The organism is Pseudomonas sp. BMW13, from assembly GCF_013357275.1.
Taxonomy (GTDB): domain Bacteria; phylum Pseudomonadota; class Gammaproteobacteria; order Pseudomonadales; family Pseudomonadaceae; genus Aquipseudomonas; species Aquipseudomonas khazarica.
This window is the reverse complement of the sequence record NZ_SUKD01000006.1, coordinates 120,496-144,148: the sequence shown is the minus strand read 5'-3', so window position 1 is coordinate 144,148 and position 23,653 is coordinate 120,496. Positions and strand designations below refer to the sequence as shown.

The following is a 23,653-nucleotide window of genomic DNA, read 5'->3' as shown; positions in this document are numbered from 1 at the left end:
CTTGGGTACAATCGCCGCTTGTTTTGCTCAAGTATCAGGATGACCCGATGATCGCTAGTCTGCGCCCTCTTTCCGCCATCTTCCTGGCCGGCATGCTTGCGGCATGCGCCAGTTCGCCCAACAACGGCCTGGGTGAACTGCCACGCACACCCAAGGCCAGCATTGAGCAGATGCTGCAACAGGCGGCCGAGAGCAAGCCCGAACAAGCCGCCCTGCTGCGCCTGTCCGCAGCCGACCAGGCCTATCGCCAGAACGATGTGGCCGGCTCCGCGCGCATTCTCGAACAGATCGACCTTGCTAGCCTGCAACCCGCCCAGCAGATGTTCGCCAGCACCCTGAACGCGGAACTGGCGATGGCGCGCAAACAGCCCAAGAGCGCCCTGAAGGCCCTGCGTCATCCCAGCCTCGAGCGCCTGAGCGAACTGCCCGTGGAACAGCAGATCCGCACCCAGCTGGTACGTGCTCGCGCACTGGAAGCCGACGGCCAGGCACTGGCCGCCGCCCGCGAGCGCGTCTTCATCGCGCCCCTGCTGAGCGGTCAGCAGGCCCAGGACAATCACGAGAAGATCTGGGAGCTGGTCGCCAACCTGCCGGAACAGACCTCCGCCGGCGGCGACGCCGACCTGGCCGGCTGGCTGGCACTGGCCCGCGTGACCAAGGGCGCGGCAACGCTCGAACAACAGCAGGACGCCATCGACCAGTGGGTCGCGCAGAACCCGCAGCACCCGGCGGCGATGCAGCTCCCGGAGGCACTGGTGAAACTGCGCGAGCTGGCCAGCCAGCCCCTGACCCGCATCGCCCTGCTGCTGCCGCAGGAAGGCCAGCTGGCCAGCGTGGCCCGCGCCCTGCGCGACGGCTTCCTCGCGGCTCACTACGAGGCACAGCAGGCCGGGCAGAATCCCCCGGACGTGAAACTCTACGACAGCGCCCGCATCGGTTCGCTGGACGCCTTCTACCAGCAGGCACAGGCCGACGGCGTGCAACTGGTGGTCGGCCCTCTGGAGAAGCCGCTGGTCAAGCAGCTCAGCGATCGCGAGCAGCTGCCGATCACCACGCTGGCCCTCAACTACAGCGACGCCGGCCAGGAAGGCCCTGTGCAGCTGTTCCAGTTCGGCCTCGCCGCCGAGGACGAAGCGCGCGAAGTCTCGCGCCGCGCCTGGAGCGACGGCATGCGCCGCGCCGTGGCCCTGGTCCCGGCCGGCGAATGGGGCGACCGCGTGCTGGATGCCTTCCGCCAGAGCTGGCAGGCCCAGGGCGGCACCCTGATCGCCGCCGAGCACGTGGACCAGCCCGTCGAGCTGGCACGCCAGATCGCCGACCTGTTCCAGCTGCGCGAGAGCGAAGCACGCGCCCGCCGCCTGCAGAACACCCTGGGCAGCAGCGTCGACGCCCTGCCGGCACGCCGCCAGGACATCGACTTCATCTTCCTCGCCGCGACACCGCAGCAGGCGCAGCAGATCAAGCCGACCCTGGCCTTCCAGTACGCCGGCGACGTACCGGTCTATGCCACCTCCCACCTGTTCACCGGCACCCACAGCCAGGCCCAGTACCAGGACCTCGAAGGCATCCGCTTCTGCGAGACCCCATGGCTGCTGGACGCCCACGCACCGCTGCGCCAGGAAGTCACCCAGCAGTGGCCGCAGGCCGGCGGCAGCCTCGGCCGCCTGTACGCGATGGGTGTCGACGCCTATCGCCTGGCGCCACGCCTGGGCCAGCTCAAGGCCCTGCCGGAGTCGCGCATCGACGGTCTTTCCGGCACCCTCAGCCTCAACCAGGCCCAGCGCGTGGAACGCCAGCTGCCCTGGGCAGAGTTCCGCGGCGGCCAGGTCCAGCGCCTTCCCGAAAGCCTCAATTGAGCACCCACAACGACCTGGGACGAGCCGCCGAACAGGCGGCCCGTCAGCATCTGGAACGTAATGGCCTGCGCCTGATCGAAGAGAACTGGAGCTGTCGCCGTGGCGAGCTTGATCTGGTCATGCTCGACGGCGATACAGTAGTATTCGTCGAAGTCCGCGCCCGCCGCCACAGTGCCTGGGGCGGCGCCCTGGAGAGCATCGATGCGCGCAAGCGTGGCAAGTTGGTCATCGCCGCCGAGCTCTTCCTCCAGCAGGAATCCCGCTGGGCCCGCCACCCCTGCCGCTTCGACGTGGTCGCCATCAGTACCGATGGCGCCACTCGCCTCGACTGGATCAAGAACGCCTTCGATGCCTGACGGCCGTACACTCAAGGTTTAACCGATGGACATGCAATCCCGAATCTGCCAGCTCTTCCAAGCCAGCATCGACACCAAGCAGCAGGCCATGGAAGTCCTCGCACCCTACATCGAGCACGCCAGCCTGGTCATGGTCCAGGCGCTGCTCAACGAGGGCAAGATTCTTTCCTGTGGCAACGGCGGTTCGGCCGGTGACGCCCAGCACTTTTCCTCCGAGCTGCTCAACCGCTTCGAGCGCGAACGCCCGAGCCTGCCCGCCGTGGCCCTGACCACCGACAGCTCGACCATCACCTCGATCGCCAACGACTACAGCTACAACGAGATTTTCTCCAAACAGATCCGCGCACTGGGCCAGCCGGGTGACGTGCTCCTGGCGATTTCCACCAGCGGCAACTCAGCAAATGTCATCCAGGCCATTCAAGCTGCGCATGATCGCGAGATGACCGTGGTCGCCCTGACTGGCCGCGACGGTGGCGGCATGGCCTCGCTGCTGCTGCCGGAAGATGTGGAAATCCGCGTTCCAGCCAAAGTTACCGCACGCATCCAGGAGGTCCACCTGCTGACCATCCACTGCCTGTGCGACCTGATCGACAGTCAATTGTTTGGGAGTGAAGAATGAAGCGTTTCGCCCTGATCCTGGCCACCCTGGCCGTTACCCTGAGCCTGGCAGGCTGCGGCAGCCGCAGCATCGGCAACAAGATCGATGACCAGTTCCTCGGCCCGGACGTCGCCTCCAGCATCAGCAACGCGCACGCCGACCTGTCCAGCCCCACCTCGCGCATCGTCGTCACCGCCTACAACGGCGTGATCCTGATCGCCGGCCAGACGCCCCGCAGCGAGCTGAAGGACCTGGCCGCCCAGCGCGCGCGCAACGTCCAGGGCGTGAAGAAGGTGTACAACGAGCTGCAGGTCCAGCAGCCGGCCTCGCTGCTGGCGCGCAGCAACGACTCCCTGCTCACCAGCAAGATCAAGACGCAGATGCTGGCCGACAGCAACGTGCCGAGCACCAAGATCAAGGTCATCACCGAAAACGGCATCGTCTACCTGCTCGGCGTGGTCAATCGCAGCGAAGCGAACGCAGCGACCGCCGTGGTCCAGAGCGTATCGGGCGTGCAGAAGGTGGTGCGCCTGTTCGAGTACACCAACTGAGACAGCGGTAAGCCGGTAGCCTCGAGCTGCAAGCAAAGAAAACGGGCGCCCCAGGGCGCCCGTTTTCATTTCCACCTCACAGCTCGCCGGTAGCGTGCAGCTGCTTCACTTCACCACTTTCAGGCTCGGCCGACCACTCGGGCGCGGCGGTTCGCCACCGGACGGGCCATCATCATCCGGGCCCGGCTCGTCGGCAGCACCGGCGAGCGGCGGCTCCATGTCGAACACCATGCCCTGCCCGTTCTCCCGCGCGTAGATTGCCAGGATGGCCGCTGACGGGATGTAGAGGCTGTGCGCCACACCGCCGAAGCGCCCTTCGAAGCTGACCGCCTCGTTGTCCATGTGCAGGTGGCGCACCGCACTGGGCGATGCGTTGAGCACGATCTGCCCGTCACTGGCGAACCCCGGAGGCACCTGCACCCCCGGATACTCGGCATTGACCAGCAGGTGCGGCGTGCAATCGTTATCGACGATCCACTCGTACAGCGCGCGGACCAGATAGGGACGACTGGAATTCATGTGATCCTCCTTCTCAGCGCATTGCGCGCTCGACAGCGGAAAGACTGGCCTGAAAGGCCTCACGGGCAAACTGGCGCTCCATGTAGTCGAGCAGCGGCTTGGCCGGACGCGGCAACTCGATGCCCAGCAACGGCAAACGCCAGAGGATGGGCAGCAGGCAGCAATCCACCAGGCTCAGCTCGTCACTGAGGAAGAACGCCTTGTCAGCGAACAGTGGCGAGACGCCCGTCAGGCTCTCACGGAGCTCCTTGCGCGCCAGCTGGCGCTCTGCCTCCTTGCTGCGCTTGTCGAGAATGCGATCGACCAGCGCACACCAGTCGCGCTGGATACGGTGTATCAGCAGACGACTGTTGGCGCGTGCGACCGGATACACCGGCAGCAGCGGCGGGTGCGGATAGCGCTCGTCCAGATACTCCATCACCACGGACGATTCGTACAGCGCCAGGTCGCGATCGACCAGCGTCGGCAGACTGCCGTAGGGGTTGAGCTCCGCGAGCTTGGGCGGGCAGCGGCCCTGCTCGACATCGATAATCTCGACGCTGACACCTTTCTCGGCGAGCACCAGACGCACGCGATGGGAATAGTGGTCGGCGGGGTCGGAGTAGCAGGTCAACCTGTTGGTCACCGCCATGGCGATCCTCCTCGCTTTTATTGGATGTTCCAGAAACACGGAAATTGTCTGCGGCACTTCCGACATCGCCGCCAGCAGCGCAGAGCGCGCCTGACATGACGAAGACGGAAAACGCCTCGAGCAACTCTTGATTCGCTGGCCGCCACCAAACAAGGCGGCACCAGGATGCTAAAGCACAAAAACCTGCGCGCCCATCAGGGCGCGCAGGTTCGAGACGGAACCCGGAACGACTTAGTGCACGTCCTTCCAGTACTCACGCTTGAGCAGGTAGGCGAACACGAAGAAGAACGCCAGGTACAGCAGCACGTAGGTGCCGATGCGCTGAGACTTCAGCTTGACCGGGTTGGCCGAGTAGGCCAGGAAGGTCACCAGGTTCTTGATCTTCTCGTCGAACTCGGCCTCGCTCAGGGTGCCGGTGTTCGGCTCCACGGTCAGCTGATCACAGGCTTCGTGAGTGATCGGCGCGCCGGTCAGCGGGTCGTACTGCTTCTTGCCATCGGTGACCACCTGAACCTGCTTGCAACCGATGACCTGGTTACCCTGCAGGCCGACCAGCACGTTCGGCATGCCCACGTTCGGGAACACCTTGTTGTTGGCGCCCAGCGGACGGGTCGGGTCGGCGTAGAAGCTGCGCAGGTAGGTGTACAGCCAGTCGTTGCCACGCACGCGAGCCACCAGGGTCAGGTCGGGCGGAGCCGCACCGAACCACACCTTGGCGTCGTCGGGCTTCATGCCGATCTTCATGTGGTCGCCGATCTTGGCGCCACTGAATACCAGGTTCTCCAGCATGATTTCGTGCGGCACGCCGAGGTCATCGGCAACCCGCTCGTAACGCTGAAACTTGGCCGAGTGGCAGCCCATGCAGTAGTTGGCGAAGGTACGCGCACCATCTTGCATGGCAGCCTTGTCGGTCAGGTCGATGTCGACCTTGTCCAGGTGCACGTTGCCACCGGCCGCGAAGCCCAGGGCCGGCAGTGCAGCGAAAACAAATGCAGCAAATAGCTTTTTCATCAGCCCGTCACCCTTTCCGGAACCGGTTTGGTCTTTTCCATCCTGGTGTAGAACGGCATCAGGATGAAGTACGCGAAGTACAGGATGGTGCACACCTGCGACAGCAGGGTACGACCCGGGGTCGGTGCCAATACACCCAGTACGCCGAGGATGACGAAGGAAATGCAGAACACCACCAGCCAGATCTTGCTCATCCAGCCCTTGTAACGCATGGACTTGACCGGGCTACGGTCCAGCCACGGCAGGACGAACAGCACGGCGATCGCAGCACCCATGGCGATAACACCCATCAGCTTGTCCGGCACGGCGCGCAGGATGGCGTAGAAGGGCGTGAAGTACCACACCGGGGCGATATGCTCAGGCGTCTTGAACGGGTTGGCCGCTTCGAAGTTGGGCTTCTCGAGGAAGTAACCACCCATCTCCGGGAAGAAGAACACCACGAAGCAGAACACGAACAGGAAGACCACTACGCCGACGATGTCTTTCACGGTGTAGTAAGGGTGGAAGGCGATACCGTCGAGCGGCACACCGTTCTCGTCCTTCTTCTTCTTGATGTCGACGCCATCCGGGTTGTTCGAACCGACTTCGTGCAGCGCCAGGATGTGCAGCACGACCAGGCCGAGCAGAACGATCGGCAGGGCGATCACGTGCAGGGCGAAGAAGCGGTTCAGGGTGATGCCGGAAATCAGGTAGTCACCACGGATCCACTGGGTCAGGTCATCGCCGATCACCGGAATCGCACCGAACAGCGAGATGATCACCTGGGCGCCCCAGTAGGACATCTGGCCCCACGGCAGCAGGTAGCCCATGAAGGCCTCGGCCATCAGGCAGAGGTAGATCAGCATGCCGAAGATCCACACCAACTCACGCGGCTTTTGGTAGGAGCCGTAGAGCAGACCGCGGAACATGTGCAGGTAGACCACCACGAAGAACGCCGAAGCGCCGGTGGAGTGCAGGTAGCGGATGATCCAGCCGTACTCCACGTCGCGCATGATGTACTCGACGGACGCGAAGGCTTCCTCGGCGGACGGGGTGAAGCTCATGGTCAGCCAGACACCGGTGAGGATCTGGTTGACCAGAACCAGCAGCGCCAGCGAGCCAAAGAAGTAGAAGAAGTTGAAGTTCTTCGGGGCGTAGTACTTGGAGAGATGGTCTTCCCACATCTTGGTGGCGGGGAAGCGCGCATCCACCCATTCCATGAATTTGCTCATCAGGCCTTCTCCTGGTCCACACCGATGATGATCACATCATCCGTCTCGTAGCTATGCGGCGGTACCGGCAGGTTCAGCGGAGCCGGCTGGGCCTTGTAGACGCGCCCGGCGAGGTCGTAACGAGAACCGTGGCAGGGGCAGAAGTAGCCACCGACCCAATCGGCGCCCAGATCGGCAGGCGCCACTTCCGGACGGAAGGACGGCGAGCAGCCCAGGTGGGTGCACAGACCGACCACGACCAGCAGCTCCGGCTTGATCGAGCGAACAGTCGGGTCCACGTAGGTCGGCTGTACCGACGCCTGGGACTCCGGATCTGCCATGCGATCGTGGATCTTGGTGAGGTTACCCAGGATCTCCTCGGTACGGCGGACGATGAACACCGGCTGACCGCGCCACTCAGCAACCATCTGCTGGCCAGCCTCGATCTTGCTGACGTTCACCTTCACCGGTGCACCGGCCGCCTTGGCCTTGGCACTGGGGAACCATGACCCCACGAACGGAGTCGCAGCACCTACCGCTCCTGCCGCGCCCACCACAGAGGTGGCCGCAACCAGAAAGCGACGTCGGCCTGCATTCACGCCGTCATTGCTCATTCAGTCGTCTCCCATCAGCTTTGTGGCCTGTTGTTCAGGCCTCTACTAAGTAAAAATCGGGCCGCGCAAAAAATTCGCCAAATGGTAAAGAAAAGCCCCTTTTCTGACAAGGTAATTACCCCGGAAGAGGCTGGCGAAAGCCTTGACGCGCGCGGCCTGCGGGTATGCGGCACGTTGTCGCAGCACTTTGCCACCCCCATAAAAAACGCCCAGCTCCGTAAGGAAACTGGGCGCTTTTGGAAGCGTAGTAGCGATTAACGCTTCGAGTACTGCGGACGCTTACGCGCTTTGCGCAGACCGACTTTCTTACGCTCGACTTCACGGGCGTCACGAGTGACGTAACCGGCTTTACGCAGCGGGCTGCGCAGGGTCTCGTCGTACTCGATCAGAGCGCGGGTGATGCCGTGACGGATGGCACCGGCTTGACCGCTGACACCACCACCGGCAACGGTGACGAAGATGTCGAACTTCTCGACGGTCTCGGTCAGCTCCAGCGGCTGACGCACGACCATGCGAGCGGTCTCGCGGCCGAAGAACACGTCCAGGCTGCGGTTGTTGATCGAGATGTTACCAGTGCCCGGACGCAGGAATACGCGCGCGGTTGCGGTCTTGCGACGGCCAGTGCCGTAGTTTTGAGTCGCCGACATAATGAACTATTCCGTTAAATCTTCAGTTCTTGGGGCTGCTGAGCGGTGTGCGGGTGAGCGGCACCCTTGTACACTTTCAGCTTACGGTACATGTCGCGACCCAGCGGGTTCTTCGGCAGCATGCCTTTGACCGCGGTCTCGATCACGCGCTCAGGGGCACGAGCGATCAGCTTCTCGAAGTTGATCTCTTTGATGCCGCCCGGGAAACCGGAGTGGGAGTAGTACTTCTTGTCGCTGGCTTTGGCGCCGGTTACACGCACCTGCTCGGCATTGATCACGACGATGTAGTCGCCGGTATCAACGTGCGGGGTGTACTCAGGCTTGTGCTTGCCACGCAGACGGCTCGCGATTTCGGTGGCCAGACGACCCAGGGTCTGACCAGCAGCATCAACGACGAACCAATCGCGTTTTACTGTTTCCGGTTTAGCAGTAAAAGTTTTCATTCTTTATAGCCTCAGGGGCCGCCCAGCAAAAATAGACGGCGGATCTTACTGGTTAGTGCGTACTTTGACAAGTCAAAGGCAGCCGCATACGGACGCTATCGGGGGCTCGGGTCAGCGCGTCCACAGTACGGCAAGATTCTTCGGCAGGCGGCGCATCACTTCCACCGCAGAAAGAGGTGCCGGATTATCCTGATTGCGAAAAAAATTTCAACCTGATTGTATGACTCTTTTGCCAAGGAGCACCCCATGGAATACCGCAAGCTGGGCCGAACCGATCTCGATGTCAGCGCACTGTGCCTGGGCACCATGACCTGGGGCGAGCAGAACAGCGAGGCCGAAGGCCATGCCCAGATCGAACGCGCCAAGGCCGGCGGGATCAACTTCATCGATACCGCCGAGATGTACCCGGTACCGCCGCGAGCCGAGACCTACAGCAAGACGGAGCAGATCATCGGCAGCTACTTCCAGCAGCGCGGCGACCGCGCCGACTGGATCCTGGCCAGCAAGATCGCCGGCCCCGGCAATGGCATCAGCCACATTCGCGACGGCCAGCTGAAATTCGATCGCCAGCACATCGTCGCGGCCCTGGACGCCAGCCTGAAGCGCCTGCGCACCGACTGGATCGACCTCTATCAGCTGCACTGGCCAGAACGCCCGACCAACTTCTTCGGCCAGCTGGGCTATCGCCACCAGGACAGCGACTTCACGCCCCTGGAAGAAACCCTCGCCGTGCTCGACGAGCAGGTCAAGGCCGGCAAGATCCGCCACATCGGCCTGTCCAACGAAACGCCCTGGGGCACCATGAAGTTCCTGCAACTGGCCGAGAGCCGTGGCTGGCCGCGCGCCGTGTCGATCCAGAACCCCTACAACCTGCTCAACCGCAGCTTCGAAGTGGGCCTGGCCGAAGTGGCGATTCGCGAGCAGTGCGGGCTGCTGGCCTACTCACCACTGGCGTTCGGCATGCTCAGCGGCAAGTACGAGGGCGGCGCGCGCCCCGAGGGTGCGCGCATCAGCCTGTTCAGTCGCTTCGCCCGCTACACCAACCCGCAGTCGGAGGCGGCCTGCTCGCGCTACGTCGCACTGGCCCGCGAGCATGGCCTCGATCCCGCGCAGATGGCCCTGGCCTTCGTCACCGCGCAACCTTTCGTGACCAGCAACATCATCGGCGCCACCAGCCTGGAACAGCTGGAGAGCAACCTGGCCAGCGCCGAGCTGAGCCTCTCCGCCGAGGTGCTGGCCGGTATCGAGGCGATCCATAAGGCGCAACCCAACCCGGCGCCATAACAACAAGCGGCAAGCTGCAAGCTAAAAACCAGTGTGCGGGCGCAAGCTCAACCTGCATCTGCTTTTCCTTGGAGCTTGCCGCTTGAGGCTTGCAGCAACTCTCAGACCAGCGAGCGGGCGATGATTTCCTTCATGATCTCGTTGGTCCCGGCGTAGATGCGCTGCACCCGCGCATCAGCCCAGGCACGCGCCACCGGGTACTCCCACATGAAGCCGTAGCCGCCGTGCAACTGCACGCACTCGTCGAGCACCTTGCACTGCAGATCGGTGCCCCAGTACTTCAACATCGCGGCGGTCGGCACATCGAGCTTGCCCTGCAGGTGCAACTCCAGGCAGCGATCGACGAACACGCGCCCGACCTGGATCTCCGTGGCCATCTCGGCCAGCTTGAAGCGGGTGTTCTGGAAGTCGGCGACCGCCTTGCCGAACGCCTTGCGCTCACGGGTGTAGTCCAGCGTCCAGTTCAGGGCGGCCTCGGCCGAGGCCAGGGCGCCGATGCCGACGGTCAGGCGCTCCTGCGGCAATTCCTGCATCAGGTAGGCGAAGCCCATGCCCGGCTGCCCCAGCAGGTTTTCCCTGGGCACGCGCACGTCCTGGAAGAACAGCTCCGAGGTGTCCTGCGCCTTCATGCCGACCTTCTCCAGGCGCTTGCCCTTGGAGAAACCGGGCGTATTGGCCTCGACCAGGAACAGGCTGGTGCCCTTCGCTCCGGCCTTGGGATCGGTCTTGGCCACCACGATGACCAGATCGGCCAGCCAGCCGTTGGTGATGAAGGTCTTCGAGCCATTGATCACGTACTCGTCGCCGTCCAGCACCGCAGTGGTCTTCACGCCCTGCAGGTCGGAGCCGGCCCCCGGCTCGGTCATGGCGATGGCGGTGACCATCTCGCCGCTCACCAGCTTGGGCAGGTAGTGCTGCTTCTGCGCCTCGCTGCCGTAATGCAGGATGTAAGGCGCGACGATGTCCGAGTGCAGGGAGAAGCCGATGCCGGTCAGCCCCAGGCGACCGATCTCCTCGATCACCACGCTGCTGTAGAGGAAGTCGGCGGCCATGCCACCGTACTCTTCGGGGATGTGCGAACAGAGCATGCCGGCCTCCCCCGCCTTGTTCCACAGCGCGCGGTCGATGTGGCCATCCTTCTCCCATTGCTGATGGAAGGGCACGGCCTCCTGCTCGAGGAACTTGCGTACGCTGTCGCGAAACAATTCATGGTCGGAGCTGAATATCGTTCTGGGGATCATGGCGCTACCTGTGTCTGGCTCGGGCAAAAACCTGGCCTCGACTTTAGCCAAGCAAACGCTTGGTTACACTGGACACAAGCGCCAAAAAATAAGACGATCCAGCCGCTGCTTGACCACTTAGCCTTGAACAAGAACAACGAACCATGGTTATTCCACAGCCGCGTGCGGCCTTGCACCGCGTCAGCATTCTCGCCACCGATGGCGTATTCGCCTCCACCCTCATGCAGGCCAAGGACTTTTTCCACATGGCCGGCATTCGTCATGCCCGCCAACAGGGACTGGGCCACGAGCCCCCTTTCGAGATTCACCTGGTGAGCCCGGACGGCCTGCCGGTGAACAGCTTCAGCAAGGTGCAGGTCCCGGTGGACGGCGGCCTGGATGCCTGCGATGTGATCATCCTGCCCGCCTTCTGGGACGACTTCGACGCGCTCAGCCGCCGTTATCCACAGGTGCTGGAGTGGCTCAGGCGTCAGCATGCGGCCGGCAGCGCAATCTGCGGCGAAGCCAGCGGTGTGTTCTGGATGGCCGAGGCCGGCCTGCTCGACGGCAAGGAAGCAACCACCTACTGGCGCTTCTTTCGCGAGTTCGCCGAACGCTTCCCCAAGGTGCTGCTCAATCAGGACAAGCACCTGTCCGACGCCGACAATCTGTACTGCGCAAGCGGCGTCACCTCGGCATGCGACCTCTACATCTATCTGATCGAGCGCTACTGCGGCACGGGCGTGGCGCAGGGCGTGGCACGCGACATCCTCTACGAAGTGCAGCGCAGCTATACCCCCGGGCGCATCGGTTTCGGCGGGCAGAAGCTGCACCAGGATGTCACGGTGCTGCAGATCCAGCACTGGCTGGAGGAGCACTACGCCGACAAGTTCCGCTTCGAGGACGTCGCCCGCGAACACGGCATGAGCATTCGCAACTTCATGCGCCGCTTCCAGGGCGCCACCGGCGACAAACCCCTGCATTACCTGCAACGCCTGCGCATCGAGACGGCGAAGAGCCTGCTCTCCGCCACCCGCAAGAGCATCAAGACCATCAGCTACGAGGTCGGTTACGACGACGCCAGCTTCTTCGCCCGCCTGTTCCGCCAGCACACCGAGCTGTCGCCGAACCAGTACCGCCGCCAGTTCCAGCAGAAGGACAAGCAGGACTGAGGTACGTCCAGCGGCAGCGCAACACCTGCCGGCTGGACGGCAAAACGCCAGCCCACCCTTGGTTAGGTTGGCGCCCCGCCATGGCGCCCTATGATCGGTCGGTGCACATAACAACAACAGGTTCACCGCCATGCGCCGTCTATTGATTGCCCTGCTTGCCACCTGCAGCCTGAGCGCTGCCGCAGCCGACAACTGGAAACCCTTCCCGCTCGACCAGAGCGCCTACGACTACAGCGGCGACAAGCTGCGCCAGGCCTGGCCGCAGCTGACTCGCGGCTTCGGCGACTACCCCTTCCCCGATGCCGACTGGGTGGTGACCATGGCCACAAGCTATCCGCAGGCGCTGGAGAAGACGGTCGCCGCCGGCACCGGCTTCACCGGCAAGCCGGAGGAAGCCGAACGCTATGCGCAGCAGCTGCAGGACGTGTGGCGCCTGATGTTCCGTGGCGATTTCGCCCAGGCCAAGGAGCAGGGCCTGGCCCTTGGCGTCGGCGGACAGATCCCGGCGATGTTCGCCCAGGTCATCTATGCCATGTTTCTGGTGCCGGAGCAGGCCGAGAAGCACCGCCTGCTGGAAGAAGTGATCGCCTACACCGACGAGGCTGGGGACCTGGTGCAGGCGGACACCGTCGCCCAGTTCGGCCGCGTCTACGCCAAGGCGCGCCTGGGCGAGGAGTTGTCGGTACCGGTCGTGCTCAAGCGCGGCTACACATCGCAGATCCCGGAGGAACTGAAGGCGCTGCTTGCCAAGCAGCCGCAGCAGCCCTTCGCGCTGGCCCTGTATGGCGGCTATGAAGCCGGGGTGATTCGCAAGGTGGGCAAGCTGGTCGGCCGGATGACCTACGGCGTCAGCGCGGACAACATGGAGAAGTACTTCCGGCGCAGTTTCCAGGCCCGCGACGACCTGCCCATCGGCCACTACGAATACGCCAATGCGCTGACCTACGTGTACGGCGACGATGAAGAGCAGAAGGTCGTCGAGCACCTCAGGCTCGCTGCGGCGATCAAGCCGATCAACGCGATGGAAGCGCTGGAAGTGGCCCACGCGCAGAAGCTGCTGGCGCAGTACCAGCACAAGCTGGCGCACAACTGACCGGCAGGCGCCAGCAGGCGCTGCATCGGCACGAACGAAAAAGGCGACCTTGTGGGTCGCCTTTTTCGTTTCGCCATCCCTCAGGGCCGGTGTGGCCGCGAGAGGAACTCGTGCGACTGCATCTCCAGCAGACGGCTCAGCGTACGCTGGAACTCGAAACTCAGGCGACCGCCGGTGTACAGATCCTTGAGCTCCACCTCGGCGGAGATGATCAGCTTGACGTTGCGGTCGTAGAACTCGTCCACCAGATTGATGAAGCGGCGCGCCATGTCGTCCTTGGCCACGCTCATCTGCTCGACGTTGGCGAGGATCACCGCATGGAAGATCTTGCCCAGCTCGATGTAATCGTTCTGGCTGCGCGGGCCGTCGCACAGCTCGCGAAACTCGAACCAGGCCACGTCCTCGCAGACGCGCACGGCATTGATGGCGCGGTTCTCGATCATCAGCGCCTCGTTCTCGACCATGTGCGTGCAGTCAGGCAGCAGGCTCTGGAAGCTCTTGCGCAGGCTTTCCTCGGCGGCCACTCCCAGCGGGAAGTGGAACAGCTCGGCCTGCTCCAGCGCACGCAGGCGATAGTCGACGCCGCTGTCGACGTTGACGATGTCGGTGTGCTGCTTGAGCAGGGCGATGGCCGGCAGGAAGCGCGCCCGCTGCAGACCGTCGCGGTACAGGCCGTCCGGCACGATGTTGGAGGTCGCCACCAGGGACACGCCGTTCTTGAACAGCTCCTCCAGCAGGGTCGCCAGGATCATCGCGTCGGTGATGTCGCTGACGAAGAACTCGTCGAAGCAGATCACCCGCGCCTCGTCGGCGAAGCGCTTGCCGATGATGGTCAGCGGATTCTTCTCGCCCTTGAGGGTCTTCATTTCCTCGTGCACGCGCTTCATGAAGCGGTGGAAGTGGGTGCGCATCTTCTGCTCGAAGGGCAACGCATCGAAGAAAGTATCGACCAGATAGGTCTTGCCGCGTCCTACCCCGCCCCAGAAGTACAGGCCCCTGACCGGCCCCTGCGGCTTCTTGCCGAACAGCTTGCCCAGCAGCCCGCCCTTGCCCTGGTCGGAGGCGACCAGGTCGTCGTACAGACGCTGCAGGTGGCGAACGGCATTTTCCTGGGCCGCGTCATGGAAGAAGTCGGGCCGTTTGAGATCGGCCTGATAACGCTCGAGGGGAGTCATGATTCGTTAGAGCCTGTTCAAAGTCTGCTGCGCGTCGGGTCTGTCGCGTGAGAAGCAAGCCCGGAATGCCCATGTACGCCCGTACAGGGTGCTTCCTCGCCTGCCTCTGGCTCGCGAGCCTGCAAGCAGGCGCTCGGCCGAGCAAGTAAAAACGGGGGCGTCACTTTAGCGACGCCCCCGTGGATTGGCAATCCGTGCACGTCGGACGGATGCGTGACGCCCCCGCGTTCACGGGAGCGCGAGGCCCGATCAGTCCTGCGGCGCCAGCGCCTCGCGCAAACGCTGGATGGCGCCCTCAAGGGCCTGCGCATCGGCGAACTCGGGGCTGCTCGCCACGCTCTCGCCATCGATCCAGACCGAGAAGAACAGGCCGTCTGCGCGCACATCCAGCGCTTCGCCAGCCTGCAGGCGCTTGCCGACCATGCCGGACGACTTGCCATCGGCAAACGACTTCGACAGCAACAGCTGCTCGCCATCGGCGTCCAGCAGGCGGAAACGGAAACTGCCGTCATCATCGCGGAAGCTGACGAAGCGCGCGCTCCTGGCCGCTTTCTTCTTCTCGCTGCCGGCCGCCTGCACCTGCTCGCGGAACGAACGCAGGCCAACCGCTTCGCGCAGTTCACCGAGGAACGGCGTGGCGATGCGGCGCGCCTTGGCGGCGCCGGCGAGGAGAATGTCCTCGAGGTCGGCGGGCCTGGCGATCAGCGCGTTGTAGCGCTCGCGGGCCTCGCCCAGCTCGCCTTCCAGCAGCTGGTACAGACGGTTCTTCGCCTCGCCCCAGGCCAGCCCGGCCTCCAGCTCGGCGCGGAACTCGGCCTGCTGGGTGGAGGATGCAAAGGCCTGGTACAGGGTGAACAGGTGCGAGCCGTCGACATCCTTGGGCTCGCCCGGCAGCCTGGAGTCGGTGACGATGCGTGCGATCGCCTCCTTGAGCTGCTTGCTGGTACCGAACAGCGGGATGGTGTTGTCGTAGCTCTTGCTCATCTTGCGGCCATCGAGACCAGGCAAGGTGGCGACTTCTTCCTCGATCACCGCCTCCGGCAGGACGAACAGGTCCTTGCCCTTGCCGAACAGGTGGTTGAAGCGCTGACCGATGTCACGTGCCATCTCCACGTGCTGGATCTGATCGCGACCGACCGGCACCTTCTGCGCGTTGAACATGAGGATGTCCGCCGCCATCAGCACCGGGTAGCTGAACAGGCCCATGGTCACGCCGGCGTCCGGGTCTTCGCCGGCCTCGACGTTCTTGTCCACCGACGCCTTGTAGGCATGGGCGCGGTTGAGCAGGCCCTTGCCGGCGACGCAGGTGAGCAGCCAGCACAGCTCGGGGATCTCGGGGATGTCCGACTGGCGATAGAAGGTCGCCTTGTCCACATCCAGGCCCAGTGCCAGCCAGGTGGCCGCGATTTCCAGACGCGAACGCTGGATGCGCGCGGGATCGTCACACTTGATCAGCGCGTGATAGTCGGCGAGGAAGTAGAACGAGTCGGCATCCGCGGCGCGGCTGGCGACGATGGCCGGGCGAATGGCGCCGGCGTAGTTGCCCAGGTGCGGCGTGCCGGTGGTGGTGATACCGGTGAGGATACGGGTGGTCATAGTGATTCGCTTGTCTTGCTGCAATGACTAGGCGGGGCTCAGAGACGAGGCAGAAGGAGGTCCTTCAGATCGGTCAGCTTGCCATGGAAGAAGTGGCCGCATTCTGCCACTTTCAGCAGTTCATGGGCACGCCCGAGATTGGCCGACCAGTCGTAGACCACCTGTGGTTCCACCACTTCATCCGTCTCCGGCTGGATCACCACCAGCGGGCACTGGCTCGCCGGGGGCGTATCGCCGCCGAGGCGATGCACGGCGGGCGCCACCATGAACAGCTTGCCGGGTGTCCGTTCCTGAACCTCCAGTCGTGCGCCCAGGGCCGCCGCGACGAAACCGCCGAAGGAAAACCCCAGCAGGGTGATGGGCAGGTCCGGGTAGCGTTCCTGCAACCAGGTAGCGACCGCCTCGGCATCGTCCACCTCGCCGGCGCCCATGTCATGGTTACCTGCGCTGGCACCGACGCCACGGTAGTTGAAACGCAGGGTGTGATAGCCACAATCGCGTGCCGTGCGCTGCAGGGTAGACACCACCTTGTTGAGCATGGTCCCGCCCTGCACCGGATTGGGGTGGCAGACCAGGGCAATGCCACGGGCGTCAGGCACTTCCAGCAGAAGGGCTTCGAGCTGGCCCACCGGGCCGGGAATGAAAATGGGGGTTTCGCGACTGAGCAACACTGAACTCCGTGACCCCGCAACGGGTCGACTCGTCTAGCAAACTGCCTGTGCGGCAAATGAACCTGTTCAGCGTCTCGCGAGCCGGAGCAATGCAGGGCCAAAACAGGGGAGGAAGCGCAGTGTACTGATGTACATGAGCATTCCGAACCGGTTTTTACCGCAGCAGTGCCGACGCGCAGTAGACTCCGAGCAGGTTCTGGTCGTATACAGCACAGGCTCAAGCCGCTAACGTAAAGCAAAGCCGTTTTGAGAGGAAGGACTCGTGGAACAGACACTTGCAGCCTGGTTGGTACCCGCCCTGACCCTGGTGGTCGGCATCGCCGTGGGCTTTCTGCTCGCCCGCCTGGCACCCAACGCCGCACCTGGCCGCACACAGCGGCAGATGGATGAGATGCAGGCACGCTTCGAGGCCTACCAGAACGAAGTGGTGACCCACTTCAACACCACTGCCAGCCTGGTGAAGAAACTCACCCAGAGCTACCAGGACGTGCAGGAACACCTGTCCGACGGTGCCAACCGCCTGGCCCTGGACGAGCTGACCCGTCAGCGTCTGCTGGCCACGCTGAACAGCGCGGAAAACGCCGAGAAGCGCGAGCGCCTGACGCCGCCGAAGAACTACGAAATGCCCAAGGACTACGCGCCGAAGAACGACGGACCGGGCATGCTGGACGAGAGCTACGGCCTGAAGAAGTAACCCGCCAGCGAGATACGAAAAGCCCCGCATCGCGGGGCTTTTTATTGGCTGCGATGACACGACCAAAACAGCTGGCGGTCGGCGTGCCCACCCGCTCTCGCAGCGCCTGCCGCGTTACGGGCCATCGCGACGCTGCTCCCTGACGAAAAAGGCCCCGCACATCTGGCGGGGCCTTTCGTTCAGCAGAGGACGATCAGATCGCGCCGCGACTGCGCAGCAGCTCCAGCACCGCCTTGACGCCCTGCTCGATCGACTGCGACTGGGTGTCGATCACCAGGTCGGCATCCAGCGGTACGTCGTAGGGGAAGCCCTCGCCGGGGATGTTGTCGCCACCGGCCGCGTACAGCCCCTGCGGGTCACGCTCGGCGCAGATCTGCGGCGAAGCCTGCACGTAGACGGTCAGCGCACGTTCGCGGCCGATCAGCGCCTTGGCCTGCTCACGCCCTTCGGCATCCGGAGCGACGAAGGCGGCCAGCGCGATCATCCCGGCCTCGTTGAACTGACGCGCCACATGCGCGGCACGACGCCAGTTCTCGGCACGTCCGGCACGATCCTGCGGCAGCCCCTTGTTCAGGTCATGGCGCAGGTTCTGCCCGTCGAGGACGAACACACCACGGCCCATGTCGAACAGCTTGCGCTCCACCGCGTACGCCAGGGTGCTCTTGCCAGCACCGGAGAGGCCGGTGAACAGCACGGTAGCCGGCTGCTGACCGAAGCGCGAGGCGCGCTCCTCGGTCGACACGTGCGCCAGGCGACCGTGCTGACCGCCGCCATGAGCGACCGGCTCGGCGATGATCATGCCGGCACCAACGGTGCCGTTGGTCAGTCGATCGATGACGATGAACGCGCCAGTGGTGCGGTTGTGCTCGTAGCCATCGAGGGCAATCGGGGCATCCAGCGCCACCTTGACCCGGCCGATCTCGTTGAGCTTCAGCTCGCTGGCCGCGCCCTGCTCCAGGGTGTTCACGTCGACACGGTGCACGATGCTCGGGATCGAGCCTGGCACGTAGCTGGTGGCGCGTTTGATGTCGTACTTCTTGCCCGGCAGCATCGGCTCTTCGCCCATCCAGACCAGCATGGCCTCGAAGCCGTCGGTGACCTGCGGACGATTGTCGGCGTGCACCAGCATGTCGCCGCGCGACACGTCGATCTCGTCTTCCAGGGTCAGGGTGATGGCCTGGCCCGGACCGGCCTGCTCCAGCTCACCTTCGTAGGTGACGATGGACTTGACCCGGCTGGTCTTGCCCGACGGCAGCGCCAGGACTTCATCGCCCTTGCGCACGATACCGCTGGCCAGGGTGCCGGCGAAGCCACGGAAGTTCAGGTTGGGGCGGTTGACGTACTGCACCGGGAAGCGCAGGTCGTCGAAATTGCGGTCGCCGGAGACCTCGACGGTCTCGAGGATCTCCATCAGCGACTGGCCGGTGTACCACGGCGAGCGCTCGGACTTGTTGACCACGTTGTCGCCCTTGAGCGCCGACATCGGCACGAACTCGAGGGTGGTCGGGCGCAGGTTGATCTTCTCGGCGAACGACAGGTAGTCGGCCTTGATCTGCTCGAACACGCCCTGATCGAAGTCCTTCAGGTCCATCTTGTTGACGGCGACCACGATGTGCTTGATGCCCAGCAAGGAGGCGATGAAGCTGTGGCGCTTGGTCTGGGTCTGCACGCCGTAGCGGGCGTCGATGAGGATGATCGCCAGGTCGCAGGTCGAGGCACCGGTGGCCATGTTGCGCGTGTACTGCTCATGGCCGGGGGTGTCGGCGATGATGAACTTGCGCTTGGCGGTGCTGAAGTAGCGGTAGGCCACATCGATGGTGATGCCCTGCTCGCGCTCGGCCTGCAGGCCATCGACCAGCAGCGCCAGGTCGATATCGTCGCCGGTGGTGCCGACCTTCTTCGAATCCTTGGTGATGGCTTCCAGATGGTCTTCGTAGATCATCTTGGAATCGTGCAGCAGGCGACCGATCAGCGTGCTCTTGCCGTCGTCGACGTTACCGCAGGTGAGAAAACGCAGCAGTTCCTTGCGTTCGTGCTGAGCCAGGTACGCGAGGATGTCCTGGCTGATCAAATCGGATTGGTGACTCATGGTGCGCGATCCTCAGAAATAGCCCTGACGTTTCTTCTCTTCCATCGAACCGGCCTGGTCGTGGTCGATGACCCGGCCCTGGCGTTCGCTGGTCTTGGTCAGGAGCATCTCCTGGATGATGTCCGGCAGGGTCGCCGCCGTGGACTCCACCGCGCCGGTCAGCGGGTAGCAGCCGAGGGTACGGAAACGCACCATCTTCTTGGTGATACGCGCCTTCTCCTCGTCGGAGAGGTGCTCGAGGATGCGCTCGTCATCGATCATGATCAGCGTGCCGTTGCGCTCGATCACTTCACGCTCCGCGGCGAAGTACAGCGGAACGATCGGGATCTGCTCCAGATAGATGTATTGCCAGATGTCCAGCTCGGTCCAGTTCGACAGCGGGAAGACACGGATCGACTCGCCCTTCTTCACCTTGCCGTTGTACACGTTCCACAGCTCGGGGCGCTGGTTCTTCGGGTCCCAGCGATGCTTGCTGTCACGGAAGGAGTAGACACGCTCCTTGGCACGCGACTTCTCTTCGTCGCGGCGGGCACCGCCGAAGGCGGCGTCGAAACCGTACTTGTCCAGCGCCTGCTTGAGGCCCTCGGTCTTCATCACGTCGGTGTGCTTGGCACTGCCGTAGGTGAAGGGGTTCATGTCCTGCGCCACACCGTCAGGGTTGATGTGGGTGATCAGATCCAGGCCCATTTCGCTGACCATCTTGTCGCGGAAACGGTACATTTCCTGGAACTTCCACCGTGTATCGACGTGCATCACCGGAAATGGCAGCTTGCCGGGGAAGAACGCCTTGCGGGCCAGGTGCAGCATCACGGCGGAATCCTTGCCGATGGAATAGAGCATCACCGGGTTGTCGAATTCGGCGGCCACTTCACGAATGATGTGGATGCTTTCCGCCTCCAGCTGCTTGAGATGGGTCAGTTTGTCGAGCATGGCTACTCACGGTTTGCTGTTATGGGGCCGGCGGGCCGTGGACGAGCGCGCACTCTATCACAGCATCTGCTTATACTCAGGACGCTGGTTAGACCGAAAAGATCTAGTGTTATACCTGCCCGTAAGCGCCATTCAGATGGGATTGGGGCAGTCGATGAACAGGTGTTCGAGGGCGAAACGCCGCGCCAGATAGTCGCCCAGGGCCTGCACGCCGTAACGCTCGGTCGCGTGATGGCCGGCCGCGATGAAGCTCACGCCGTTCTCGCGGGCACTGTGGAAGGTCTGCTCGGAGGCCTCGCCGGTCAGGTACAGGTCGACCCCTGCGGCGATGGCCTGGTCGATGTAGCCCTGGCCACCGCCGGTGCACCAGCCGACCCGACGAATCAGCCCCTGCCCTTCGACCAGCAGCGGTTCGCGACCGAGGGCCTGCTGCACGTGACGGGCGAAATCGGCGGCACTCATCGCCTCCGCCAGCGAGCCGACCAGACCGACGGTACGCGGGTTGTCCGGCTCCAGCGGCCCTTCGACGACGATGCCCAGCTGCCGAGCGAGCTGCACGTTGTTGCCGACCTCGGGATGGACATCCAGCGGCAGGTGGTAGGCCAGCAGGCTGATGTCATGCGCCAGCAGGGCCTTCAGGCGGCGCTGCTTCATGCCGATGACGCAGGGGTTCTCGCCTTTCCAGAAATAGCCGTGATGCACCAGCAGCACATCGGCCTCGGCCTCGATGGCCGCCTCTATCAGTGCCTGACTGGCGGTAACGCCGCTGACGATACGGCGCACTTGCGGACGCCCCTCGACCTGCAGACCATTGGGGCAGTAATCGCTGATGCGCGACGCGTTGAGAAAAGCGTCAGCTTCCTCGACCAGGGTGGACAGGGCAATGGCCATGAAGATTCCTCTCAAGCTGTTGCGGGCCGCTGCCTAATTGGCGAGCACCTCACTATAATGCGCCACCTTAAGGGCGACCTTTTGCCCTCGCAACCCTCAGGATTGTCTCGATGCCCCAGGCACTGCGTTTTCTCGGTTGGCCCCTGCTGGTCGGTGTGCTGCTCGCACTGCTGCTGATTCAGCAGTACCCGGAGTGGGTCGGCTTGCCGCGCAAGGAAGTGCAGCTGGTCCAGGCACCGACCTACAGCCGCCTGCAGGAAGGCCCCGTGTCCTATGCCGAAGCCGTGGACACGGCGTCGCCGGCGGTGGCCAACCTCTATACCACCAAGCTGGTAAGCAAGCCGGCCCATCCGCTGTTCGAAGACCCGACCTTCCGCCGCTTCTTCGGTGACAACCTGCCCCGCCAACAGCGCATGGAGTCGAGCCTGGGCTCGGCCGTGCTGATGAGCCGCGAAGGCTACCTGCTGACCAACAACCACGTCGTCAGCGGCGCCGACCAGATCGTCGTGGCGCTCAAGGACGGCCGCGAAACCCTCGCACGGCTGATCGGCAGCGACCCGGAAACCGACCTGGCGGTGCTGAAGATCGATCTGCCCAACATGCCGGCGATCACCCTGGGCCGCTCCGACGCCATCCGCATCGGCGACGTGACCCTGGCCATCGGCAACCCGTTCGGCGTCGGCCAGACCGTGACCATGGGCATCATCAGCGCCACCGGGCGCAACCAGCTGGGACTGAACACCTACGAGGACTTCATTCAGACCGACGCAGCGATCAACCCGGGCAACTCGGGCGGCGCGCTGGTCGACGCACATGGCAACCTGGTGGGCATCAACACCGCGATCTTCTCCAAGTCCGGTGGCTCGCAGGGCATCGGCTTCGCCATCCCGGTCAAACTGGCGATGGAGGTGATGCAGGCGATCATCGAACATGGCCAGGTGATCCGTGGTTACCTGGGCGTCGAAGTGCAGCCGCTGACTCCTGAACTGGCCGAGTCCTTCGGTCTGGAAGGCCGCCCCGGCATCGTAGTCGCCGGTGTCTACCGCGACGGCCCGGCGCAACGCGCCGGCTTGCAGCCAGGCGACCTGATCCTCAGCATCGATGGCGAAGCGGCCAGCGACGGGCGTCGCTCGATGAATCAGGTGGCACGCACCAAGCCTGGCGACAAGATCCGCATCGAAGTCCTGCGCAACGGCAAGCAGTTGGATCTGACCGCGGAAATCGGCATTCGCCCACCGGCCAACGGTAACTGAAGACATGAAAAAGCCGGCTGATGCCGGCTTTTTCATGCCTGCCCCGCGGGCGCCTTACAGCCCCTGCAAGGCCTCCAGCAGCGCCTGGTTCTGCTCCGGCGCACCAATGGTGATGCGCAGGAACTGAGCGATGCGCGGCTGCTTGAAGTGCCGCACGATCACGCCCTGTTCACGCAGACCGGCCGCCAGAGTCGCAGCATCCTTGCCGGGATGGCGGGCAAAGACGAAGTTGGCCGCCGACGGCAGCACCTCGAATCCCAGCCCCTGCAGGCCTGCCACCACCGCCTCGCGGCTGGCGATGACCTGCTGGCAGGTCTGCTCGAAGTAGGCACGGTCCGCGAAGGCCGCCGCCGCACCGGCGATCGCCATGCGATCGAGCGGGTAGGAGTTGAAGCTGTTCTTGATTCGCTCCAGGGCCTCGATCAGGTCGGGATGGCCCACGGCGATACCGACGCGCAGACCGGCCAGCGAGCGCGACTTGGACAAGGTCTGGGTGACCAGCAGATTGGGGTACTTGTCCACCAGGCTGATCGCCGTCTCGCCACCGAAGTCGATGTAGGCCTCGTCCACCAGTACCACCGAATCAGGGCTGCCCTGCAGCAGGCGCTCGATGGCGTCGAGCGGCAGCAGGCAGCCGGTCGGCGCATTGGGGTTGGGGAAGATGATGCCGCCATTGGGCCTGGCGTAGTCCCCGACACGGATCTGGAACTGCTCGTCCAGCGCCACCTGCTCATGGTCGATGCCGTACAGGCCGCAGTACACCGGGTAGAAGCTGTAGCTGATGTCCGGGAACAGCAGCGGCGCGTCATGCTGGAACAGGCCGTGGAAAGCATGTGCCAGCACCTCGTCGGAGCCGTTGCCGACGAACACCTGGGCCGGCTGCACGCCGTAGTACTCGGCCACTGCCTGCTTCAGGCGATCGCCGTTGGGGTCCGGGTACAGGCGCAGGTCATCGTTCAGCTCCGCCTGCATGGCCGCGATGGCCCTGGGCGAAGGACCGTAGGGGTTTTCGTTGGTGTTGAGCTTGACCAGCTTGCTCAGCTTCGGCTGCTCACCCGGCACGTAGGGCACCAGGTCCTTGACGAAGGGGCTCCAGAATTTGCTCATCTGCCCTTCTCTCCTCGAATACTTGAGTTGTCTTATGCAAAGCGGTGGACAAGCGTAGCGTT

Annotated in this window: 24 protein-coding genes; 9 read left to right on the top strand and 15 right to left on the bottom strand. The window is 63.7% G+C overall.

What is annotated here, in order from left to right; translation table 11 throughout:
- Window positions 1-47 precede the first annotated feature (47 nt).
- Genes E4487_RS06980 through E4487_RS06965 form a run of 4 tightly spaced genes read left to right on the top strand, consistent with a single transcriptional unit; the run spans window position 48 to window position 3,361 of the window.
- Window positions 48-1,856 (top strand): penicillin-binding protein activator, encoded by a 1,809-nt coding sequence (locus tag E4487_RS06980; RefSeq protein ID WP_037046604.1) that lies wholly within the window; start codon window positions 48-50, stop codon window positions 1,854-1,856.
- Window positions 1,853-2,212: a YraN family protein gene (locus tag E4487_RS06975; protein ID WP_037046602.1), complete on the top strand. Its 360-nt coding sequence runs from the start codon at window positions 1,853-1,855 to the stop codon at window positions 2,210-2,212. The genes E4487_RS06980 and E4487_RS06975 overlap by 4 nt, the downstream gene beginning before the upstream one ends.
- 25 nt (window positions 2,213-2,237) lie before the next feature.
- Window positions 2,238-2,831, top strand: coding sequence for a phosphoheptose isomerase (locus E4487_RS06970; protein ID WP_037046600.1), 594 nt, complete (start codon window positions 2,238-2,240; stop codon window positions 2,829-2,831).
- Window positions 2,828-3,361 (top strand): BON domain-containing protein, encoded by a 534-nt coding sequence (locus tag E4487_RS06965; protein ID WP_037046598.1) that lies wholly within the window; start codon window positions 2,828-2,830, stop codon window positions 3,359-3,361. The genes E4487_RS06970 and E4487_RS06965 overlap by 4 nt, the downstream gene beginning before the upstream one ends.
- Before the next feature lie 105 nt (window positions 3,362-3,466).
- On the opposite strand, the gene E4487_RS06960 is transcribed toward E4487_RS06965, so the two are convergent.
- The 7 genes from E4487_RS06960 to rplM all read right to left on the bottom strand — a co-directional run bounded on the left by E4487_RS06960 (window position 3,467) and on the right by rplM (window position 8,416).
- Entirely contained in the window at window positions 3,467-3,880 is a 414-nt protein-coding gene (locus tag E4487_RS06960; RefSeq protein WP_037046595.1) for a ClpXP protease specificity-enhancing factor, read from the bottom strand.
- 13 nt (window positions 3,881-3,893) lie between these two features.
- Window positions 3,894-4,511, bottom strand: coding sequence for a glutathione S-transferase N-terminal domain-containing protein (locus E4487_RS06955; RefSeq protein WP_134676861.1), 618 nt, complete (start codon window positions 4,509-4,511; stop codon window positions 3,894-3,896).
- Between the two features lie 231 nt (window positions 4,512-4,742).
- Window positions 4,743-5,522: a cytochrome c1 gene (locus tag E4487_RS06950; RefSeq protein WP_037046590.1), complete on the bottom strand. Its 780-nt coding sequence runs from the start codon at window positions 5,520-5,522 to the stop codon at window positions 4,743-4,745.
- Complete coding sequence (locus E4487_RS06945) at window positions 5,522-6,733, bottom strand: cytochrome bc complex cytochrome b subunit (RefSeq protein WP_037046589.1); 1,212 nt, start codon at window positions 6,731-6,733, stop codon at window positions 5,522-5,524. Before E4487_RS06945 ends, E4487_RS06950 begins: the two co-directional genes overlap by 1 nt.
- Complete coding sequence (petA, locus tag E4487_RS06940; RefSeq protein WP_037046587.1) at window positions 6,733-7,326, bottom strand: ubiquinol-cytochrome c reductase iron-sulfur subunit; 594 nt, start codon at window positions 7,324-7,326, stop codon at window positions 6,733-6,735. Before petA ends, E4487_RS06945 begins: the two co-directional genes overlap by 1 nt.
- A 254-nt stretch (window positions 7,327-7,580) precedes the next feature.
- Window positions 7,581-7,973, bottom strand: coding sequence for a 30S ribosomal protein S9 (gene rpsI / locus E4487_RS06935; protein WP_037046585.1), 393 nt, complete (start codon window positions 7,971-7,973; stop codon window positions 7,581-7,583).
- 14 nt (window positions 7,974-7,987) lie between these two features.
- A complete protein-coding gene (gene rplM, locus E4487_RS06930) occupies window positions 7,988-8,416 on the bottom strand; it encodes a 50S ribosomal protein L13 (RefSeq protein WP_003242947.1) in 429 nt (142 codons plus the stop codon).
- 246 nt (window positions 8,417-8,662) lie between these two features.
- On the opposite strand from rplM, the gene E4487_RS06925 reads away from it, so the two are divergent.
- Window positions 8,663-9,700: an NADP(H)-dependent aldo-keto reductase gene (locus E4487_RS06925; protein WP_152487940.1), complete on the top strand. Its 1,038-nt coding sequence runs from the start codon at window positions 8,663-8,665 to the stop codon at window positions 9,698-9,700.
- A 101-nt stretch (window positions 9,701-9,801) separates the two neighbouring features.
- On the opposite strand, the gene E4487_RS06920 is transcribed toward E4487_RS06925, so the two are convergent.
- A complete protein-coding gene (locus E4487_RS06920; protein ID WP_175253003.1) occupies window positions 9,802-10,941 on the bottom strand; it encodes an acyl-CoA dehydrogenase family protein in 1,140 nt (379 codons plus the stop codon).
- A gap of 245 nt (window positions 10,942-11,186) precedes the next feature.
- On the opposite strand from E4487_RS06920, the gene E4487_RS06915 reads away from it, so the two are divergent.
- Together E4487_RS06915 and E4487_RS06910 are read left to right on the top strand one after the other, a co-directional pair.
- The gene (locus E4487_RS06915) at window positions 11,187-12,092 is read left to right on the top strand and encodes a GlxA family transcriptional regulator (RefSeq protein ID WP_167494355.1); all 906 of its coding nucleotides are present in this window, start codon (window positions 11,187-11,189) and stop codon (window positions 12,090-12,092) included.
- Window positions 12,093-12,222: 130 nt separating this feature from the next.
- Window positions 12,223-13,185 carry a hypothetical protein gene (locus E4487_RS06910; RefSeq protein WP_175253002.1) on the top strand — a complete coding sequence of 321 codons (963 nt, stop codon included), beginning with the start codon at window positions 12,223-12,225 and terminating at the stop codon, window positions 13,183-13,185.
- Between the two features lie 80 nt (window positions 13,186-13,265).
- Here E4487_RS06910 and zapE read toward each other — a convergent pair whose 3' ends face one another.
- The 3 genes from zapE to E4487_RS06895 all read right to left on the bottom strand — a co-directional run bounded on the left by zapE (window position 13,266) and on the right by E4487_RS06895 (window position 16,624).
- Entirely contained in the window at window positions 13,266-14,360 is a 1,095-nt protein-coding gene (gene zapE / locus E4487_RS06905) for a cell division protein ZapE (protein ID WP_037046570.1), read from the bottom strand.
- Window positions 14,361-14,609: 249 nt separating this feature from the next.
- Window positions 14,610-15,956 carry a tryptophan--tRNA ligase gene (locus E4487_RS06900; protein ID WP_175253001.1) on the bottom strand — a complete coding sequence of 449 codons (1,347 nt, stop codon included), beginning with the start codon at window positions 15,954-15,956 and terminating at the stop codon, window positions 14,610-14,612.
- Between the two features lie 38 nt (window positions 15,957-15,994).
- On the bottom strand, window positions 15,995-16,624 hold the full coding sequence (locus E4487_RS06895) for an alpha/beta hydrolase (protein ID WP_175253000.1): 630 nt from the start codon (window positions 16,622-16,624) through the stop codon (window positions 15,995-15,997).
- 265 nt (window positions 16,625-16,889) lie between these two features.
- Between E4487_RS06895 and E4487_RS06890 the strand changes: the two genes are divergently transcribed.
- The gene (locus E4487_RS06890) at window positions 16,890-17,321 is read left to right on the top strand and encodes a YhcB family protein (RefSeq protein WP_037046561.1); all 432 of its coding nucleotides are present in this window, start codon (window positions 16,890-16,892) and stop codon (window positions 17,319-17,321) included.
- 193 nt (window positions 17,322-17,514) lie between these two features.
- Here E4487_RS06890 and cysN read toward each other — a convergent pair whose 3' ends face one another.
- The 3 genes from cysN to E4487_RS06875 all read right to left on the bottom strand — a co-directional run bounded on the left by cysN (window position 17,515) and on the right by E4487_RS06875 (window position 21,231).
- Window positions 17,515-19,410 carry a sulfate adenylyltransferase subunit CysN gene (gene cysN, locus E4487_RS06885; RefSeq protein ID WP_134676867.1) on the bottom strand — a complete coding sequence of 632 codons (1,896 nt, stop codon included), beginning with the start codon at window positions 19,408-19,410 and terminating at the stop codon, window positions 17,515-17,517.
- Between the two features lie 12 nt (window positions 19,411-19,422).
- Complete coding sequence (gene cysD / locus E4487_RS06880; RefSeq protein ID WP_037046552.1) at window positions 19,423-20,340, bottom strand: sulfate adenylyltransferase subunit CysD; 918 nt, start codon at window positions 20,338-20,340, stop codon at window positions 19,423-19,425.
- A 132-nt stretch (window positions 20,341-20,472) separates the two neighbouring features.
- Window positions 20,473-21,231, bottom strand: a complete 759-nt coding sequence (locus E4487_RS06875; protein ID WP_175252999.1) for a Nif3-like dinuclear metal center hexameric protein — start codon at window positions 21,229-21,231, stop codon at window positions 20,473-20,475.
- Window positions 21,232-21,341: 110 nt separating this feature from the next.
- Here E4487_RS06875 and algW point away from each other — a divergent pair, with 110 nt between their 5' ends.
- Window positions 21,342-22,484: a Do family serine endopeptidase AlgW gene (gene algW / locus E4487_RS06870; RefSeq protein ID WP_175252998.1), complete on the top strand. Its 1,143-nt coding sequence runs from the start codon at window positions 21,342-21,344 to the stop codon at window positions 22,482-22,484.
- Window positions 22,485-22,538: 54 nt separating this feature from the next.
- On the opposite strand, the gene hisC is transcribed toward algW, so the two are convergent.
- Window positions 22,539-23,591, bottom strand: coding sequence for a histidinol-phosphate transaminase (gene hisC / locus E4487_RS06865; RefSeq protein WP_175252997.1), 1,053 nt, complete (start codon window positions 23,589-23,591; stop codon window positions 22,539-22,541).
- Window positions 23,592-23,653 lie beyond the last annotated feature (62 nt).